The sequence below is a fragment of the Pseudonocardia sulfidoxydans NBRC 16205 genome, from assembly GCF_007989085.1.
In the GTDB taxonomy this organism is placed as follows: domain Bacteria; phylum Actinomycetota; class Actinomycetes; order Mycobacteriales; family Pseudonocardiaceae; genus Pseudonocardia; species Pseudonocardia sulfidoxydans.
In genome coordinates this window covers 1-16,785 of record NZ_BJVJ01000045.1, presented here as the reverse complement: position 1 = coordinate 16,785, position 16,785 = coordinate 1, and the positions used below count along the sequence as shown (strand labels likewise).

Genomic DNA, 16,785 nt, shown 5'->3' with positions numbered 1-16,785 from the left:
ACATCCGTGGCGCAACCGTGCGTGTCCCATCTTGGGACACGCGGGTCGGCCCGGATCGGTTGTCATCACCTCGGCGGCGCGACGTGCGCGTACCCGGCTCGGGCCGGCTCGACGTCCCCGGCAGCCGACGAGCCCAGGAAGGTGACATAGGTGATGGACCAGAACCTGTTCAACGAGATCTGTCTCCGACAGCTGACCCTGTCCGCGGTGCACGAGGGTGAGACCGTCGCCGTACTCACCCGGGGCAACGATCGGGCGGAGTATGCCGACGCGTTCCTGTGGGCGATCGGCAGGCTGGGCGCGCAGGGCTTCCACCTGCGCCTGCCGGCGCCGTCGAGCGCCTCGGGTGCGTGGGCCGTCGGCGACTCCGGGCTGCGCGACAACCGCCTCGCCGTCGAGGCCCTCAAGAGCGTCGACATGGTCGTCGACTGCACGTTCCTGCTGTTCAGCCCCGAACAGTTCGAGATCCAGGCCGCCGGTACCCGGATCCTCACCGCGGTCGAGCCCGCACCGCTGCTGGCCCGGTTGATGCCGACCGCCGAACTGCGCGAGCGGGTCGAGGTCGGCGCCGAGCTGCTGGCCAAGGCGAGGACCATGCGGATCACCAGCCCGCACGGCACGGACGTCACCTACCGGCTCGGGGTCTACCCGACGATGAGCGAGTACGGCTACACCGACCAGCCCGGTCGCTGGGACCACTGGCCGGCCGCGTTCGTGTTCACCGGCGGCGCCGACGACGGGGTCGACGGCAGGATCGTGCTGGCCCCCGGGGACGTCCTGCTGCCGTTCAACACCTACGTGCAGACCCCGGTGGAGATCACGATCGAGGAGGGCTTCATCCGCGACATCCGCGGTGGCGCCGGATCGTCCGGGCTCGACGCCGACCTGCTCCGCAGCTACATCGACTCCTTCGACGACCCCCGCGGCTACGGCATGAGCCACGTCGGCTGGGGCCTCGACGAGCGTGCGCACTGGCACGGGCTGACGCAGTTCGGCGGCGGCATGGGCATGGAGCTGCGCAGCTTCTACGGCAACGTCATGTTCTCGATCGGCCCGAACAACGAGCTCGGCGGGCCCAACGACACCGCCTGTCACTTCGACATCCCGATGCGCGGCAACAGCCTCTACCTCGACGACGAGCTGGTCGTCGACGCCGGGGAGCTCACCGTCGCGCAGATGCGGCCGGTGACCCGCCGATGACCGCCGAACACCGCGACCACCATGTGGGCCTGATCGTGCCCAGCTCGAACCTCACCATGGAGACCGAGCTCCCCCGGATGCTGCGCGCCCGTGAGCATGCCCACCCGGGCGACCGGTTCGTCTTCCACGCCGCACGCGCCCGGATGCAGCACGTCACCCCCGACCAGCTGCGCGCGATGAACGCGCAGGCCGAGCGGGCGGCCACCGAGCTCGCCGACGCCCGCCCCGACGTCGTCGCCACCGCCTGCCTCGTCGCGATCATGGCGCAGGGACCCGGATATCACTGCACCGCGGAGGAGTCGATCACCGCGGCGCTGCGGGCCGAAGGCTCGACCGCGCCCGTGATCTCCTCCGCCGGAGCGCTGCTCGCCGCGATCGGCGCCCTCGGGGTGTCCCGGGTCGCGATCATCACCCCGTACATGAAGCCGCTGACCCAGGCCGTGGTCGAGTACCTCGAGTCGGCCGGCATCGAGGTCGTCGACTCCCTGTCGCTGGAGGTTCCCGACAACCTCGCGGTGGCCCGTCTCGACCCCGCGGACCTGCGCACCCGTCGCAGGGAGCTCGACCTGTCGCGTGCCGAGGCCCTCGTCCTCTCGGCCTGCGTGCAGATGCCCTCGCTGCCCGCGATCCAACCCGTGGAGGACGAGCTCGGCATCCCGGTGCTGTCCGCGGCAACGGCGACCACCTACCGGATCCTCCAGGAGCTCGGGCTACCACCCGAGGTCCCCGGCGCAGGCAGGTTGCTCGCCGGGGTACGCCCGTGACCGACGCCGTGTACGGGCCGGGCACCGACCAGACCTACGCCGCGGCCGGCTTCGGGGAGGCGGTGCGCCGCGGGTCCCGGCCCGCCATCGTCGTGGTCGACCTGACCAACGGCTTCACCGACCCCGGCTACCCGTCCGGTGCCGACCTCACCGACGTCGTCGCGGCCACGACGGCGCTGATCCGTCACGGACGCTGCGCGCAGGTGCCCGTCGTGTACACCACGATCGCCTACACCGCTGCCGAGGCCGACGGCGACGCAGTCACCTGGTTGACCAAGGCGCCCGGGATGCGCGTCCTGCGCGAAGGCACGCCCGCCGTCGCTCTCGACCCACGCCTGCCCGTCGACCCTCGCGACCACCTCGTCACGAAGAAGGGCGCGTCCGCCTTCTTCGGTACCACCCTCACGTCGTTGCTGTGCGGCCTGCACGTCGACACCGTGCTGCTGTGCGGCGCCACGACCAGCGGCTGCGTGCGGGCGACAGCTGTCGACGCCGTGCAGAGCGGATTCTCCGTCCTCGTCCCCCGCGAGTGTGTCGGCGACCGCGCCCCCGGGCCACACGAGGCCAACCTGTTCGACATCCAGGCGAAGTACGGCGACGTCATCGACCTCGACACGGCGACGTCCTACCTGCAAGCGCTCACGAAAGGGGTGGCCAGGTGACCGCCGCACCCGTCCGCACGGTGACGCAGGCCGCCGTCGCCGACCTGGCAGAGGTGCCCGCCACCTCCCGCTGGGTCCGCTCCGGCGGCATCCGCCTGCACGTCCTGGACTACGGGGGCGCCGGCGCACCGCTCGTGATGATCCCCGGGATCACGAGCCCGGCGATCACGATGGACTTCGTCGCCCGCGAGCTGACCGACATCGTCCACCCCTTCGTCGTTGACGTACGTGGCCGCGGGTTCTCCGACAGCGGCCCCTCCTACGCGCTCGGGGACTACGCCGACGACACCGTCGCGGTGATCGAGGGACTGGACCTGACGCGGCCCGTGCTGCTCGGCCACTCGATGGGGGCGAGGATCGCCGCGGTCACCGCCGCACGCGGCACCCCCCTGCGGGCGAGCGTCCTCGTCGACCCCCCGCTGAGCGGGCCCCAGCGCGGTCCGTATCCCACCACCGTCGAGGCGTTCCTCGGCCAGATCGCGCAGGCGCACCGCGGCACGAGCGCCGACGAGGTGGCGCGCTCCTGGCCACGCTGGCCGCGGCGCGAGCAGGAGCTCCGGGCACGATGGCTGGGCACCTGCGACGTCGACGCGATCGTGGCGACCCATCGTGGCTTCGAAACCGAGGACTTCTTCGACACCTGGCCCGACGTCCCCGCGCCCACCGTCCTGATCCACGGCGCGGACAGCCCCGTCGTCCCTGCCGACAGCATCGCCGAGCTCACCCGCCGCAACCCGCGAGCCTCGCTCCTCGCGGTCCCCGGTGCCGGGCACATGGTCTTCTGGGACGAACCCGGCCTCGCCCGCACGGCCCTACGCCAGGTGCTCGAACGCCTCGTCGGCACCGACGAGCTGTGACGGCCGCACAACTCGACGGCAGCGCGACGCGGCGGCAATCGGCCGAACGGAGCTGGGCACGCTCGTCGCCGCAAGCTACATTTGCCCTGCTGAAAAGGGGTTCCGTCATGCCCACACCCGATCGGAGACGGCAGGTCGCCAGGGCTCGCGCGGAGTTCCTGACCTCCGGCGCGGTGGCCGACGCCGCGGTCGAGGACGCCATTCTCACCTCGTGGCGCCGCTCCCGCTTCGCCGGTGTGGACATCGGCACTCCGCACGTCCCGTACGGCGACGCGCTGGACCTGCGCAGCCGGCTGGTGCGGTGCGCCACCCCCGTCATCAAGCGCTTGCACGACCGGCTCGCCGGCATCCCCGTCAGCATCGTGCTCACCGACGAGCGCGGTCGGCTGCTGCAGCGCGAGGACAGTGAACGTCGGCTCACCCGCATCTTCGACGGTGTCTACTTCGCGCCCGGCTTCTGCTATGCCGAAGCGCACGTCGGTACCAACGGCGTCGGGACGGCGCTCGAAGAGGGCCGGCCGGTTTTCGTGTCCGGGCCGGAGCACTTCAACGAACGCAGCATCGCCTTCGCCTGCGCCGGAGCGCCGATCCGCAACCCGCTCACGCGGCGGATCGAGGGCCTGATCGACCTCAGCTGTCTCGCCGAGGACGCTCACCCGATGATGCGGGTCCTCGTCCAGGAGGCCGCGCTCGACATCGAACGGCTGCTCCTGGACGACGGGAGCGAACGGCAGCGCGTGGTGCTCGAGGCGTTCCTGTCCGTGTCGCGTCGCAGCACGGGAGCGGTCCTGTCGGTGTGCGGCGACGTCGTGATGGCCAACCAGCGTGCGTCGGCGCTCCTGACTCCCACCGACGAGGCGCTGCTGCGCGCGATGGCGACCGAGCTGCCCGCGGACACCCCCGACACACCGCTGGGGATGTCGCTGGCCGAGGGAAGCTGGGCCCAGGTCCGGTGCCACCCCGTCGTTCACGGTTCCGCCCAGGCCGGAACGGTGTTCGAGCTGCGTCTGCAGGAGCCGCACCCGCGGCCTCGCCCGGCCCAGAGGTCCGTGCCCGTCACCCTTCCCGGCGCCGCGGGGCAGTCGCCTGCGTGGGTGGATGCGTCGGCCGACGCGCGGGAGGCTGCGGCGCGCCGGCTCCCGCTGCTCGTGTCCGGAGAAGCCGGGGTGGGCAAGACGACCCTGGTCCGTGGTGTTCACCTGTCCGCCCACTCGACCGGGCGGTTCGTCCTCGTCGACTGCGATGCCGCGGTCCCCTGGTCCCCGGCCGATCTGGGGCTGCGCGGCCCGGCGCCACTGCAGACCGTCGTGCTGCGACATCTCGACCGCATCGATCCCCGCCACGTGCTGCAGCTGGATGCGCTCGTCGACGACCTGCTCGCGCAGCGGCCGGCGCCGTGGGTGGTCGCGACCGCCGCAAGCCTCGGCGACGTGCCGGAGCACCTGCTGCGGCGCTTCGACTCCACCGTCACGGTGGCGCCGCTTCGTCACCGCATCGAGGACCTCGAGCAGATCGTGCCCGCGCTGCTCGAGCAGCTCGCCCCCGGCCGGGGCTCGGCGTGCAGCGAAGACGCCATGAACACGTTGGCGCGCAAGGCCTGGACCGGCAACGTCACCGAACTCCGCACCGTGCTGGCCGCTGCCCTGCGGCGGCGCCCCGTCGGCGTCGTCCGACGCGAGGACCTGCCCCCGACGTCGTCGACGACCAGCCGTAGAGCTCTGTCACCGATCGAGTCCCTCGAACGCGACGCGATCGTCGCGGCTCTCGTCGACACGGACGGGAACCGCAAGAGCGCGGCGGCGAAACTCGGCATGTCGCGGTCGTCGCTCTATCGCAAGCTGCACGCCTTCGGGATCGACCCGAGCGACGCGGCCCAGCGCTAGTGTCCTGCGGGCACCGCGTTCATTCCGGGGGTCGCGTGGCCTGCTCGAGCAGCTCCAGGACGTGGACGTAGGGCTGCCCGGTGGCGCGGGTCATCCCGAGCTCACAGGTGCGGTTGCAGGAGGCGTAGGCCTCGTGCGCCTCGGCGGTGATCTCGGCTGCCTGCTCGCGTGTCGCGGACGCGGTGAGCTCCGGGTGCAGGAGTCCGCGGTCGCCTGCGAAGCCGCAGCATCCCCAGCTCTGCGCGACGTGCACCGTCGCCGCGACGGCATCGGCGACGGCGCGCAGCTCGGGGAGCAGACCCATTCGCGTGGCCGAACACGTGGGATGCAGCGCGACGTCGGCGAAGGGTGCGGTCACGGTCAGGCGCGGCAGCACCCGCGCGGCGCAGAACTCGACCGCGTCGACGACCTCGATCGAGTGGTAGCGCTCGCCGGCGTGCTGCACCAGCTGCCGGACTCCTTCTGTGCACGACGACGCGTCGGTGACGACGGGTAGCTGCCCGTTCGAGGTGGCCTCCCAGATCGCCGGGAGGACCCGGGCGGCCATCTCGTCGTAGCCGCCGCTCATGCCCTTGGACCGCCACGGGGTGCCGCAGCAGAGGCGGGCCGCCGCGGGCGGCAGCCGCAGGGTGATCCCGGCGCGCCGGCACAGGGCGGTGAACGCTGCGGAGGCCCCCGGTGTACCCGGCGTGGCGGGACCGAACATCGTGCCGGTGCACGAGGGGAAGAAGACGGCGTCGGCGGTGTGGTCCGCGGGGGCGTGTGTGGCCGCGGGATCGGTGCCCCTCCCTCCTGCAGGCAGGTCCGGGGACCACAGCGGAACGGTCTCGTGGCCGGCGACGGCGCGGCCCACCCGGCCGGCCGCCTCGACCGCCGGGGCCGGCAGCGCGGCCGCGACCGTCAGGGCCGTGGACGCGGCGCGGGTCGCGACGCCCCAGTGGCGCGCCGCGGCCTTCCACGCGGTTGCGGATGCGCGTCCGGCCCGGTCGGACCGGAGCCGCTTCACGAGATCGCCCGTGTTGATCGTGACGGGGCAGACGGTCTGGCACATCCCGTCCGCGGCGCACGTCTCGACGGCGTCGTAGGTGTACTCGGCCTCGAGCCGGGCCGCGAGGTCGCTGTCGCCGTCGAGGTGCGCCCGTTCGATCTCGCGGCGCAGGACGATGCGCTGGCGAGGTGTGGTGGTCAGGTCGCGGCTGGGGCAGACGGGTTCGCAGAACCCGCACTCGACGCAGCGGTCGGCTTCGGGCTCGATCGTCGGCGCGGTCTTGAGGTCGCGCAGGTGGGCCTGGGCGTCGTCGGAGATCACGACGCCGGGGTTGAGCACGTTGTCGGGGTCGCAGAGCCGTTTGATCTCGCACATGACGGCGTAGAGCTCGTCGCCGTACTGGCGGCGGACGAACGGCGCCATCATCCGGCCGGTGCCGTGCTCGGCCTTGAGGGACCCGCCCTGGTCGAGGACGAGGTCGACCATGTCGTCGGTGAAGCGTCGGAACCGGTCGAGCGAGGCATGCTCGCCGGCGAGCTGCTCGGTGAGCATGAAGTGGATGTTGCCGTCCTTGGCGTGGCCGAAGACGACGGCGTCGCGGTAGCCGTGGCGGTCGAACAGGGCCGTGAGCTGCCGGCAGGTGGGCAGGAGCTGCGGTACCGGGACCACGACGTCTTCGAGCAGCGCCGTCGTGCCGCTCGGCCGAGCCTCGGCGACCATCGCGTAGAGGCCTTTGCGGATGTGCCACATGTCGGCGCGGCCGGCCGCGTCCGCGCTGAGCCGGCGGGGCCCGGCGACCGGCAGCTTCTCGATGGTGGACCGGGCGGCGGCGGCGAGCTCGTCGACCTCTGCGGCGGTCGCGGCCTGGTACTCCACGAGCAACGCGGCATGCTCCTTCACGGCGAGGCCGCGCAGCATGTCGCCTGCGGCGGAGTCGCGTTGCCCGACCCGCAGCGAGGTGGCGTCGAGGAGTTCGATGGCGGTCGGTGCCGAGTCGACCAGATCGGGGAGCGCACCGGTGGCGGCGGACAGGTTCTCGAAGATCAGCAGTCCGGTGCGGGCGTGGGGCAGTGCCGGGACGGTCCGGAGCACGACGGAGGCGATGAACGCGAGCGTGCCTTCGCTGCCGACGACGAGGTGGGCCAGGATGTCGGCCGGCTCGGCGAAGTCGACGAGCGCGTTGATGCCGTAGCCCATCGTGTTCTTCATCGAGAACTGTCGGGTGATGTCGGCCCGCAGGTCGCTGGAGCCGCGGACGCGGTCACGAAGCCGGCCGAGTCCGGCATGGAGTTCGGGTTCGAGCGCCCGCAGTGTCGCGTCCGCGTCCGGTGCACCGGTGTCGACGACGGTGCCGGACGGCAGGACGACGACCATCGACTCGAGGGTCGCGTAGCTGTTGGCGGCGGTCCCGCAGGCCATTCCGCTGGAGTTGTTGGCGACGACACCGCCCACGGTGCAGGCGACCTCGCTCGCCGGGTCGGGCCCGAGCTTGCGTCCGAATCGGGCGAGTGCGGCGTTGACCTGGCGGATCGTGGCGCCGGGCCCGACCCGGACCCGGAGGCCGCCGTCGAGGATCTCGATGCTGCGGAAACGTGCTCGCGTGTCGACGAGGACGCCGGTGGTTCCGGCCTGGCCGGACAGGCTCGTGCCGCCGGATCGGAAGGTCAGCGGGAGGCCGACGGTCTTGGCCGCGGCGAACAGGCGCCCAACCGCCGTCGCGTCGTGCGGGCGTGCGACGGCCGCCGGTACGAGACGGAAGTGCGAGGCGTCGTGGGCGTGCGACAGCCGGTCCGAGAGGCGGTCGTGGACGGAGCCGCCGTCGCGGAGGGCTTCCTGCAGAGGCTGCAACGACGTCGTCGTCCCGGCGTCGGATCGGGGGCTTCGGCTGCGCAGCATTGTCTAGTTGTATGACAATGAGCCGCGCGGGTCAACCGCGGTCCGCCTCCCGGCGGCTCGGCTAACCTGACCGTCGCAGAGCGTCGACGAAAGCGGGAGCGTGTGGGCCGGCTCAAGGCGATGACGGTGACCACCTCGCTGATCACCACGATGCGCGCCGAGATACTCGACGGCGACCTGAAGCCGGACCGTGCGTTGTCGGAGAACGAGATCGCCGCGGAGTACGGCGTGTCCCGCCCCACCGCCCGGGTCGCGATCACGCAACTGGAGCGCGAAGGCCTGCTGCGTCGGTCCGGTCGCCAGCAACCTGCCCGGGTGCCGCGCCTGGCCGCTGCCGACGTCGAGGATCTCTTCCTCGTGCGGATGCCGCTCGAGCTCGAGGCCGTGCGCCTCGTGGCAGGTCGGGCCGCACCCCTGACAGCGGCCGCCCAGGCGGTCGACGACCTGCGCGAGATCGCCGCCACCGCTGCCCACAGCGCCTTCGTCGACGCCGACCTGCGTTTTCACCGCGCGCTGGTCGACGCCGTGGGCAGCCCGCGCCTGGCCGCGCACTACGAGCGCCTGAGCGGCGAGATCCATCTGTCGATGGTCCAGTCCCGGCTGATCCTCGGCCGCGACCGGATCGTCGCCGAACACGACGCCGTGCTCGAGGCCCTCGGAAACCACGACGGCGCGCAGGCGCAGGAACGGATGCACGCCCACCTGGCCGGCGCCCGCGACGCGATGGTGGCGCATTTCGCGAACGGCAGCGCGCACAGCTGACCCGGCCCCGCACGTCGGGTGAGCGTCGCGAGGCTGTGTCAGTTCACCTGTGCGCTACGACCGAGGCGCAGCGCCGAGGCGAGGAAGAAGATGCCACCGAGCGCGGCGTAGCCGGCGACATTGACCAGCGTGGGCTCCGGCCCGGCCGCCATCAGGAAGAAGCCGGTGCCCGCGAACACGGAGATGCCGCCGCTGAGCATCATCGGCCACTGGCCGCCCAGGGCCCGCCGGGAGATCCCGACGACGAGCTGGATCACGCCGGCCACGACGGCCCACGCCCCCCAGACACGCAGGACGGCAGGGACCCCCGAGGTCAGGGCGACGACCAAGCCGATCGCGGCGAGGACGCTGATCGCGATGTTCAGGTACAGACCGCGCGGCACCGACACGGTCGAGTCCGAGGTCGAGGCCCGAGCATCGACGACGGCTGCGGCCACGTCGACCAGCGGGTACAGCACGACGAGGACCGCGGTGACCGCCCCGATCGAACCCCCTGTCAGCAGCAGTAGAGCCGCCCACACGATCGCGAAGGCGAACCGGACGAAGTACAGGCGCCGGAGCGCCGGAGCGAATCCGGCGACGACGGGGGCGACAGCAGTGCTCACGAGAAGCTCCTTCAACGGCAGACGGAAATCCGAGATAGAACGTTCGGTCTCGGACCTTCGTCAGAGTGGCAGGACGGCTCCGCGGTTGTCAAGAATGAACGTTCTATCTAGCATGGGCGCATGACGCAAGGCGGGAGCGGACGACCGTCCGAGGCTCGATCACGACTGCTGGACACGGCGAGCCGGATCTTCTACGCCGAGGGACTGCACTCGGTCGGGGTCGACCGGATCATCACCGAGGCGGAGACGACCCGGGCGACGTTCTACCGCCACTTCCCGAGCAAGGAGGACCTCGTCACCTCCTACCTGAGGGAGGCCGACCATGCGCTGCGGGAGCGCTTCGCCCGATCACTGGCGGACAGCACGGCGCCCGAGGATGCGATCCGTGCGGTTGCGAGCGACATCGCCGCGGACATCCAGCGCGCGGGCTTCCGCGGCTGCGCCTTTCTCAACGCCGCAGCCGAGTACCCCGACCCGACGCACCCGGTGCACCGCCAGGTCATGGAGCACCGCGACTGGTTCCTCGGAGCCATGACCGAGCTGTACGACCAGGTGGGCGACGGCCCTGCCGAGCCACCGGCCCGACACTTCGTGATGCTGCGGGACGGAGCGATGGTGGCCGGCTGTCTGGCGGACCCGGACGCGGTCCGCACCACGTTCCTCGGCGGTGTCGAGGGTCTACTGTGGTCGCGCACCGTGGACCACAGCTCGCGGACCTGAGGTTCGGCTCGGCCGCGCAGGGCGTGCCGCGTGTCGCCGCCGGGCGCGCCGAGCAGACCGTCCAGCAGGGTCCGGGCCTCAGCGACGCGGTTCGGCCGTCGGCCCCCGGCGCAGTGCACGACGCAACGTCTCCTCACTGCCCATGCCACTACGGCGTGCCGCGCTCGCGCCGGTCTCCCCCGAGTCCAGCAACGTGCGCGCGGCCGCGAGCCGGACGGTCGCGACGAACGCCGTCGGGCTGCAGCCGACCTCCTGGCGGAACAGTCGGCTCAGGTGCCGCACGCTCAGCCCCGCGCGTCGGGCGAGGGCCGCGAGGCTGTGGTCGGCGGCCGGGTCAGCGACGATCTCGTCGCACAACGTGCGCAGCTGTGGCCGCCGGGGCCGGGTCGTCCAGGCCGGGACCGGCATCTGGGGCGCGGTGCCGCGCCGCCGGGTGAACACGACCAGGTCCTTCGCGATCGCGTGCGCGAGCTCGTCACCGTGGTCGTCCTCGACCAGCGCGAGGGCCAGGTCGATGCCCGCGCTGACTCCGGCGGAGGTCAGTACCTCTCCGTCCCGGACGTAGATCGAGTCCTCGTCGACACTGACGGCCGGGTACCGCTGGGCCAGCGTTGCGGTGTGTCGCCAGTGGGTGGTGGCGCGCCGGCCGTCCAGAAGGCCGGCGGCGGCCAGCGCGAACGACCCCGCGCACACCGACGTCACCCGGCCGGCGCCGGCGGCGAGCACCTTGACCGCATCGAGCAGCCCGGTCGGCGTCGGACCCGTGACCAGGCACTCTCCACCGGGAACCACGAGGGTGTCGAGGTCGCTCACGGAGTCGGCCGCGTAGCCGACCCCGAGCGGCAGGCCTCCGGAAGTCCGGGCGTCACGCCCGTCGGGTGAGCAGACGAGCACCTGGTAGGGCGCGCCCATCGACACGGCGACGTCGAGCAGGCGGACCCCGTCGTAGACCAGCACGGCCACCGTGTGCGTCCGGCGCGCGGGAATGTCGCTCAGCGTCACACCGGGCTCCACACCGGCGCCGACATCCGGACCAGTTCGTTCGTCACCTGATGAGCCTAGAGCGTGCCCGGCCACACGCACATGGCCGAATCCGTGGCATGGATGGCCGGTCCTGCGACGACCGTTATCCCGCCGTTACTCCTGGTGGCGTGTCTGCTCACCAGAATCATTCGTCGGCGGCAGCACATCTGGTCTGCCGAGAACTCTTCACCGTCGAAGGAGGGCCTGTGAAGCTCCAGCACACCCTGGGTGGCCTCGAAGGTCTCGACGACCCGATCGACTTCGAGAAGCAGGTCTTCGTCCAGGAGTGGGAGAAACGGATCTTCGGGATCCACACCGCCATGATGGGCCTGAGCAGCTCGTTGCGGGACTCACCGGGCGGCTACGACATCGACGGCGTCCCGACGACGTTCGACTCCCGCTGGACGTGGGGCGATCTGCGGGCGGGCGCCGAGGCGATGAACCCGTTCGCCTACTTCCAGTACCGCTACTACGAGAAGTGGCTGGGCGGCATCACGGCTCACCTCGTCGCGAGCGGTTACATCTCCCAGGAGGAGCTGGACGACGCGACCGCCCGGTTCCGCGAGGAGCCCACTGCACCGCTGCCCGACATCGAGAATCCCGCCATCGACGAGCAGGTCATCCGCTATCTCCGCGGAGGCGACTCACCTCGCCGCGGGCCGGCGACGCCGCGCTTCGCGGTGGGCGACACCGTCACCGTGCGCAATCCCCCGGCCGCGGAGCACACGCGGCTCCCGGGTTACCTGCGCGGTCACGACGGCGTCGTCGAGCGCATCTTCGAGGGCAACTACTCCTACTTCTTCTCGACCGGGGCCGACGGCCTCGGCGAGCCCGTCCCGGTCTATCTCGTCCGGTTCGACCCCGCGACACTCTGGGGCGCGGCCGCCGAGGCGGGCTCGGGCCCGCTGTACGCCGAGCTCTACGAGTCCTACCTCTCCCCCGCTGCCACCGCTCCCGAAGGTGACTCCACGTCATGACCTCGCACTTCGAGTACCCGTCCGACCGTGAGGCGGCCAGCGCCGCGCAGGTCCGGGCCCTGGAGAAACTGCTCATCGAGAAGGGCATCATCGCCGCCGGCACCGTCGACAAGGTGCTGGGTTATTTCGAGTCGGAGATGACTCCGCTCAACGGGAAGAAGATCGTCGCCCGAGCCTGGTCCGATGCCGAGTTCGCGCAGCGCCTCGTCAGCGACACCCCGGCCGCCATCGCCGAACTGGACCTGCCGATCGGCATGGCCGGTGCCGAGGGCGAGCACCTCGCCGCGGTGGCCAACGAACCCGGAGTCCACAACGTCGTCATCTGCACCCTGTGCTCGTGCTTCCCGTGGCCGGTCCTCGGACTTCCGCCCTACTGGTACAAGGACCCGGTGTTCCGCGCCCGCGCCGCGCGTGAGCCGCGTGCCGTCCTGACCGAGCTCGGCGTCGATCTCGCCGATGACACCGAGATCCGGGTGTGGGACGTCAGCGGGCACTCGCGGTGGTTCGTCGTGCCGCAGCGACCCGCTGGTACCGACGGGATGTCGGAGGCCGAGCTCGCCGAGCTGGTGACGACGGAGTCGATGATGGGCGTCGCCCTGGTCGAGACGCCGGCCCGCTCGTGACGACGACACCCGCCCCCGAACCGGTCGCTGCGCCGGTCACGACCGGCTCGCAGCTGCACCCGTCCTGCGTCACCGATCGCAACCAGCCGACGTTCGACGCCGAGTGGCAGCGGCGTGCGTTCGGTCTGGCGGTCGCGCTCTCCGAGTTCGGCCACTACCCGTGGGAGGCGTTCCAGAAGGAGCTGATCAGTGAGATCGGCGCCTGGGAGAACGCGCCCACCGACTCCCGCGGGCGATGGGAGTACTACGAGCACTGGGTTGCCGCCCTGGACAAGGTCGTGCACCGCAACGGTCTGCTCGAACCCGGTTACGTCAACCCGGAGGACCGTGAGCCGGACCCCTCCCCCTGACGCCGTCGCCCGGCGGGGGGCGACAGCCGGCCGGTTCGCGACGCGTCGGCCTGCGCAGGCTCAGGACCCGCCTGCGAGGTTGACGTTCACGGACTTGACCTGGGAGTAGCTGAGCAGCTCCTCGATGCCCTCCTCCTTGCCGGTGCCCGAGTTCTTCCACCCGCCGTAGGGCACACCGGCGTAGTGCGGACCGGCTGCGTTGATCCACACGAAGCCGGTCTGGAGTGCGCGGGCGACGCGGTGGGCTCGCCGGATGTCGTTGGTGAACACACTGCCGGTGAGTCCGTAGCGCACGCTGTTCGCCAGTGCGACGGCCTCGTCCTCCTCGCGCCAGCGCAGCACCGAGATGACCGGGCCGAAGATCTCCTCGTTCGCGACGCGATGCTCCGGCCGCACGTCGTCGAGCACGGTCGGCGCGATGAACAGCCCCTCGTCGACGCCCTCCGGACGGCCGCCACCGACCGCGACGCGCGCACCTTCGGCGCGGGCGGCCTCGACGTAGCCCAGCACCCGGTCGTACTGGGTCCGGTTGACGATCGTGCCCTGGATCGCCGCGGGGTCCAGCGGCGCGTGGTAGGTCCGCCCCTGCAGCAGCCGGACGACGCGCTCGACCACTGCGTCGGCGATGTCCTCGTGCAGCAGCAGCCGCGACGTCGAGCCGCAGGACTGCCCGGACCAGGTGAAGTTCATGCCCTGCACGGCGGCGCGGGCGACCTCGTCGAGGTCCGCGTCCGGGAACGCGATGAGTGCGTTCTTGCCACCCAGCTCGAGGGTGACGGTCTTGACCGCCGACTCGGCGGCCGCGCGCTGGATCGCCCGGCCCGCACCTTCGCTGCCGGTGAACCCGATGCGGTAGACGTCGGGGTGGCGCACGAGCGTGTCCGGGACCTCGATGCCGTCGCCGACGACGACGTTGACCACTCCGGCAGGGAGCACCTCTCCGCAGATCTCGCCGAGCAGCAGCGCGGACAGCGGGGTCGCCTCGGCCGGCTTGAGGACGACCGTGTTGCCCGCGACGAGCGGTGCGGCGATCTTGCTGGCCGCGAACATGATCGGGTGGTTGAACGGGATGATCTTCGCGACGACGCCGTAGGGCTGCAGTTCGGTGTAGTGCAGGTTCGTGCTGGCCGGAACGGTGTAGCCCTTGCTCTCCAGGGCGAGGCCCGCGAAGTAGCGCAGGGCGTCGACCGCCATCGTCACGTCGGCGGACATGACGGCGACGGGGGCGCCACCGTCGACGGTGTCGAGGAGCGCGAGGTCGTGTCCGCGTGCCTCGATCGCGTCGGCCAGCGCGCGCACGGCGTCGGCCCGCGCTCCGGCGGACAACGCCGCCCACGCCGGGAACGCCGCGGCCGCGGCCTCGACGGCCCGGTTCGCGTCGTCCTTCGTGCCGTCGGGCACCTCGGCGATGACCTCGCCCGAGTACGGGCTGGACACGGGGAAGGTGCGGCCGCCCACCGAGGTGACCAGCTCGCCGCCGACGAGCAGCCGCCACTGCCGGTCCAGCAGCTCGGCGACCCGCTTCTCGTTGGCCTCCAGCGTGTTCGCGGGCATCAGCGCACCCCGGCCTGGACCAGCAGCGGGTAGGTCTCCTCCTGGAAACGCTTCATGTCCTGGATGTAGCGGGGCCACGACAGCAGCACGCCGTCGAGTCCGCCCTCCGCACCGAGCGCGATGAGGGTGTCGGCGACCTGCTCCTTGGTGCCGACGACGGGGTACCCGGCCCAGCCGGCGATGAAGTGGTACTTCATGGCCTGCATCGTCTCGGGGGCGAAGGACTGGGAGTTCATCCCCATGCTGGTGACGAGGTTCTCCACGGCCTCCCAGTCACCACGCTGGTTGACGTAGTAGTCCAGGAACTGCGCGGCCTCGGCCTCGGTGTCCTCCTGGACGACGTAGGCGTTGGTCCACACCTTGATCTCGCGGCCGTACTCCTCTCGGGCGAGCCGCTTGAAGTCGTCGACCTTGGCGCGCATGGCTTCCGGGGACTGCTGGGCGAGGTCGGAGCTGACGAAGACCACGTCGCAGTTGCGGGCGCCGAAGTGGCGTCCCGCGCCGGAACCGCCGGCGTTCATGAGAACCGGGTGCGGCGTCTGGACGGGCTTGGGGGCGATGGACGCGTCGGTGACCGTGAAGTACTTGCCGTCGACGCTGATGGGCTCCTCGGAGGTCCACAGCTGCCGGATGATGTCGACCCATTCCTGGGCGACGTCGTAGCGCTCGTCGTGCGGGAGCTGCTTGACGCCGAACATCTCGATCTCGGGCGCGTGCCAGCCGGTGACGATGTTGAGGGCCAGCCTGCCCGCCGAGATGTGGTCGATCGTCGCGGCCTGCTTCGCCGCGAGGACGGGGTGGATCGTCGGCACGTGCGAGGTGACGAACAGACCGGCCTTCTCGGTCGCGCTGCCCATGCCGGCCGCCCAGGTGAAACACTCGAAGCCGGCGCCGTTGAAGTTGGTCTCGCCGCCGAAACCTCTCCAGCGTCCGACGGGGACGAGCGCCTCGAAGTCCATCTGGTCGCCCATGGTGGCCAGGGCCTGGGTCTGGTCCCACGTCGCCTCCAGGGTGCCGTCGATCGTCGAGATCGCGCAGCCTCCGCTGAGGTTCGACGAGAACGTCCCGAGGTGGAGCTTGCGGTCGTTGTAGACCGGGTGCCGCACGGCGGACTGATCGGCGCGGCTCGTCCCGGTGGTGGTTCCTGCAGTCACGGCGTCCTCCTCGACGGCGCACGGGCCCGTGTGCTCGTTGCGTGGCGGATGGTTCGCTGCCATCCGATCCTGGTCGCTTCCAATACAACGTGTACGGAGCAAATCGAGACGCTACGGCCGGCGGTCCCCCCTGTCAACGATCGACTTACCGGCATGAAGAGCATCGTTCGCCTACAAGGCAATGCCGGACGCAGCGCGACACAAATACTACGTACAGCATCGACCATGCCCCGCTGGTATGCTTGGCGGGCGGAGGACCACCTCTCGCACCGTGTCCGCCGAAGCAGAGGACCTCGACAGGTGTCGCAGCCGTTGGCGAATCGTGAGCCCCAGGGCGAGTCGGCCCCGATGCTCGCCCTCGACGAGGCCACCGGCCACCTGATCCGACGGGCACAACAACGTCACACGTTCCTGTGGGGCCAGGAGTTCAACGGGGATCTGACCGGTCCCCAGTATGCGGTGATCAGCGCCATCGGCTCCGACCAGGCGCTCGATCAGCGCGCGGTCGGCGAACGCGCCTCGCTGGACAAGTCCAGTACCGCGGACATCGTCGCGCGCCTGGAGGGGCAGGGTTGGCTGAGGTTCGCCAAGGACCCGGGCGACGGGCGACGGAAGTCGCTCAGTCTGACCCCGCTGGCCCGCACGGCCCTCGGAGAGGTGACCCGGCGGGTGGGACTGGTCCAGCAGCGTCTGCTGGCCCCGGTCCCCGAGGAGACCACCGCCGCATTCGTCGAGGCGCTGCGTCGTGTCGCCTACGGCGGGCACCC

The 16,785-nt window shown here is 71.1% G+C and carries 16 protein-coding genes; 11 read left to right on the top strand and 5 right to left on the bottom strand.

The window, feature by feature from the left end; translation table 11 throughout:
• Window positions 1-153 precede the first annotated feature (153 nt).
• From PSU4_RS20090 to PSU4_RS20070, 5 genes are all read left to right on the top strand, one after another.
• Window positions 154-1,200: a 2,5-dihydroxypyridine 5,6-dioxygenase NicX family protein gene (locus PSU4_RS20090; protein ID WP_147110688.1), complete on the top strand. Its 1,047-nt coding sequence runs from the start codon at window positions 154-156 to the stop codon at window positions 1,198-1,200.
• Window positions 1,197-1,964 (top strand): maleate cis-trans isomerase family protein, encoded by a 768-nt coding sequence (locus PSU4_RS20085; protein ID WP_147110609.1) that lies wholly within the window; start codon window positions 1,197-1,199, stop codon window positions 1,962-1,964. The genes PSU4_RS20090 and PSU4_RS20085 overlap by 4 nt, the downstream gene beginning before the upstream one ends.
• The gene (locus tag PSU4_RS20080; protein WP_147110606.1) at window positions 1,961-2,626 is read left to right on the top strand and encodes an isochorismatase family protein; all 666 of its coding nucleotides are present in this window, start codon (window positions 1,961-1,963) and stop codon (window positions 2,624-2,626) included. Before PSU4_RS20085 ends, PSU4_RS20080 begins: the two co-directional genes overlap by 4 nt.
• Complete coding sequence (locus tag PSU4_RS20075) at window positions 2,623-3,483, top strand: alpha/beta fold hydrolase (protein WP_147110603.1); 861 nt, start codon at window positions 2,623-2,625, stop codon at window positions 3,481-3,483. Before PSU4_RS20080 ends, PSU4_RS20075 begins: the two co-directional genes overlap by 4 nt.
• A 107-nt stretch (window positions 3,484-3,590) precedes the next feature.
• Window positions 3,591-5,366, top strand: coding sequence for a sigma-54-dependent Fis family transcriptional regulator (locus PSU4_RS20070; RefSeq protein WP_147110601.1), 1,776 nt, complete (start codon window positions 3,591-3,593; stop codon window positions 5,364-5,366).
• Window positions 5,367-5,385: 19 nt separating this feature from the next.
• On the opposite strand, the gene PSU4_RS20065 is transcribed toward PSU4_RS20070, so the two are convergent.
• The gene (locus tag PSU4_RS20065) at window positions 5,386-8,250 is read right to left on the bottom strand and encodes an FAD-binding and (Fe-S)-binding domain-containing protein (protein WP_147110598.1); all 2,865 of its coding nucleotides are present in this window, start codon (window positions 8,248-8,250) and stop codon (window positions 5,386-5,388) included.
• 120 nt (window positions 8,251-8,370) lie between these two features.
• Here PSU4_RS20065 and PSU4_RS20060 point away from each other — a divergent pair, with 120 nt between their 5' ends.
• Window positions 8,371-9,012: a GntR family transcriptional regulator gene (locus PSU4_RS20060; protein WP_147110595.1), complete on the top strand. Its 642-nt coding sequence runs from the start codon at window positions 8,371-8,373 to the stop codon at window positions 9,010-9,012.
• A 38-nt stretch (window positions 9,013-9,050) separates the two neighbouring features.
• Here PSU4_RS20060 and PSU4_RS20055 read toward each other — a convergent pair whose 3' ends face one another.
• Window positions 9,051-9,617, bottom strand: a complete 567-nt coding sequence (locus tag PSU4_RS20055; protein WP_147110592.1) for a hypothetical protein — start codon at window positions 9,615-9,617, stop codon at window positions 9,051-9,053.
• Window positions 9,618-9,737: 120 nt separating this feature from the next.
• On the opposite strand from PSU4_RS20055, the gene PSU4_RS20050 reads away from it, so the two are divergent.
• Window positions 9,738-10,337 carry a TetR/AcrR family transcriptional regulator gene (locus PSU4_RS20050; RefSeq protein ID WP_147110589.1) on the top strand — a complete coding sequence of 200 codons (600 nt, stop codon included), beginning with the start codon at window positions 9,738-9,740 and terminating at the stop codon, window positions 10,335-10,337.
• A 78-nt stretch (window positions 10,338-10,415) separates the two neighbouring features.
• On the opposite strand, the gene PSU4_RS20045 is transcribed toward PSU4_RS20050, so the two are convergent.
• Window positions 10,416-11,339: a GlxA family transcriptional regulator gene (locus tag PSU4_RS20045; RefSeq protein ID WP_246115233.1), complete on the bottom strand. Its 924-nt coding sequence runs from the start codon at window positions 11,337-11,339 to the stop codon at window positions 10,416-10,418.
• Between the two features lie 227 nt (window positions 11,340-11,566).
• On the opposite strand from PSU4_RS20045, the gene nthB reads away from it, so the two are divergent.
• Genes nthB through PSU4_RS20030 form a run of 3 tightly spaced genes read left to right on the top strand, consistent with a single transcriptional unit; the run spans window position 11,567 to window position 13,310 of the window.
• Window positions 11,567-12,337, top strand: coding sequence for a nitrile hydratase subunit beta (gene nthB / locus PSU4_RS20040; protein WP_147110587.1), 771 nt, complete (start codon window positions 11,567-11,569; stop codon window positions 12,335-12,337).
• Window positions 12,334-12,960 (top strand): nitrile hydratase subunit alpha, encoded by a 627-nt coding sequence (gene nthA, locus PSU4_RS20035; protein WP_147110585.1) that lies wholly within the window; start codon window positions 12,334-12,336, stop codon window positions 12,958-12,960. The genes nthB and nthA overlap by 4 nt, the downstream gene beginning before the upstream one ends.
• Window positions 12,957-13,310, top strand: a complete 354-nt coding sequence (locus PSU4_RS20030; protein WP_147110582.1) for a nitrile hydratase accessory protein — start codon at window positions 12,957-12,959, stop codon at window positions 13,308-13,310. Before nthA ends, PSU4_RS20030 begins: the two co-directional genes overlap by 4 nt.
• 60 nt (window positions 13,311-13,370) lie before the next feature.
• Here the strand turns inward: PSU4_RS20030 and PSU4_RS20025 are convergent, their stop codons facing one another.
• Window positions 13,371-14,864 (bottom strand): aldehyde dehydrogenase family protein, encoded by a 1,494-nt coding sequence (locus PSU4_RS20025; RefSeq protein WP_147110579.1) that lies wholly within the window; start codon window positions 14,862-14,864, stop codon window positions 13,371-13,373.
• Window positions 14,864-16,018, bottom strand: coding sequence for an LLM class flavin-dependent oxidoreductase (locus PSU4_RS20020; RefSeq protein ID WP_186817079.1), 1,155 nt, complete (start codon window positions 16,016-16,018; stop codon window positions 14,864-14,866). The genes PSU4_RS20025 and PSU4_RS20020 overlap by 1 nt, the downstream gene beginning before the upstream one ends.
• Window positions 16,019-16,366: 348 nt before the next feature.
• On the opposite strand from PSU4_RS20020, the gene PSU4_RS31450 reads away from it, so the two are divergent.
• On the top strand, window positions 16,367-16,785 hold a 419-nt coding region (locus PSU4_RS31450), incomplete at its 3' end, for a MarR family winged helix-turn-helix transcriptional regulator (protein WP_186817078.1).

Bases quoted from the DNA above. Each gene is read 5' to 3' on its own strand.
- PSU4_RS20090 (WP_147110688.1), top strand. From the start codon at position 154: ATGGACCAGAACCTGTTCAACGAGATCTGTCTCCGACAGCTGACCCTG.
- PSU4_RS20085 (WP_147110609.1), top strand. From the start codon at position 1,197: ATGACCGCCGAACACCGCGACCACCATGTGGGCCTGATCGTGCCCAGC.
- PSU4_RS20070 (WP_147110601.1), top strand. From the start codon at position 3,591: ATGCCCACACCCGATCGGAGACGGCAGGTCGCCAGGGCTCGCGCGGAG.
- PSU4_RS20065 (WP_147110598.1), bottom strand. From the start codon at position 8,250: ATGCTGCGCAGCCGAAGCCCCCGATCCGACGCCGGGACGACGACGTCG.
- PSU4_RS20060 (WP_147110595.1), top strand. From the start codon at position 8,371: ATGACGGTGACCACCTCGCTGATCACCACGATGCGCGCCGAGATACTC.
- PSU4_RS20050 (WP_147110589.1), top strand. From the start codon at position 9,738: ATGACGCAAGGCGGGAGCGGACGACCGTCCGAGGCTCGATCACGACTG.
- nthA (WP_147110585.1), top strand. From the start codon at position 12,334: ATGACCTCGCACTTCGAGTACCCGTCCGACCGTGAGGCGGCCAGCGCC.
- PSU4_RS20025 (WP_147110579.1), bottom strand. From the start codon at position 14,864: ATGCCCGCGAACACGCTGGAGGCCAACGAGAAGCGGGTCGCCGAGCTG.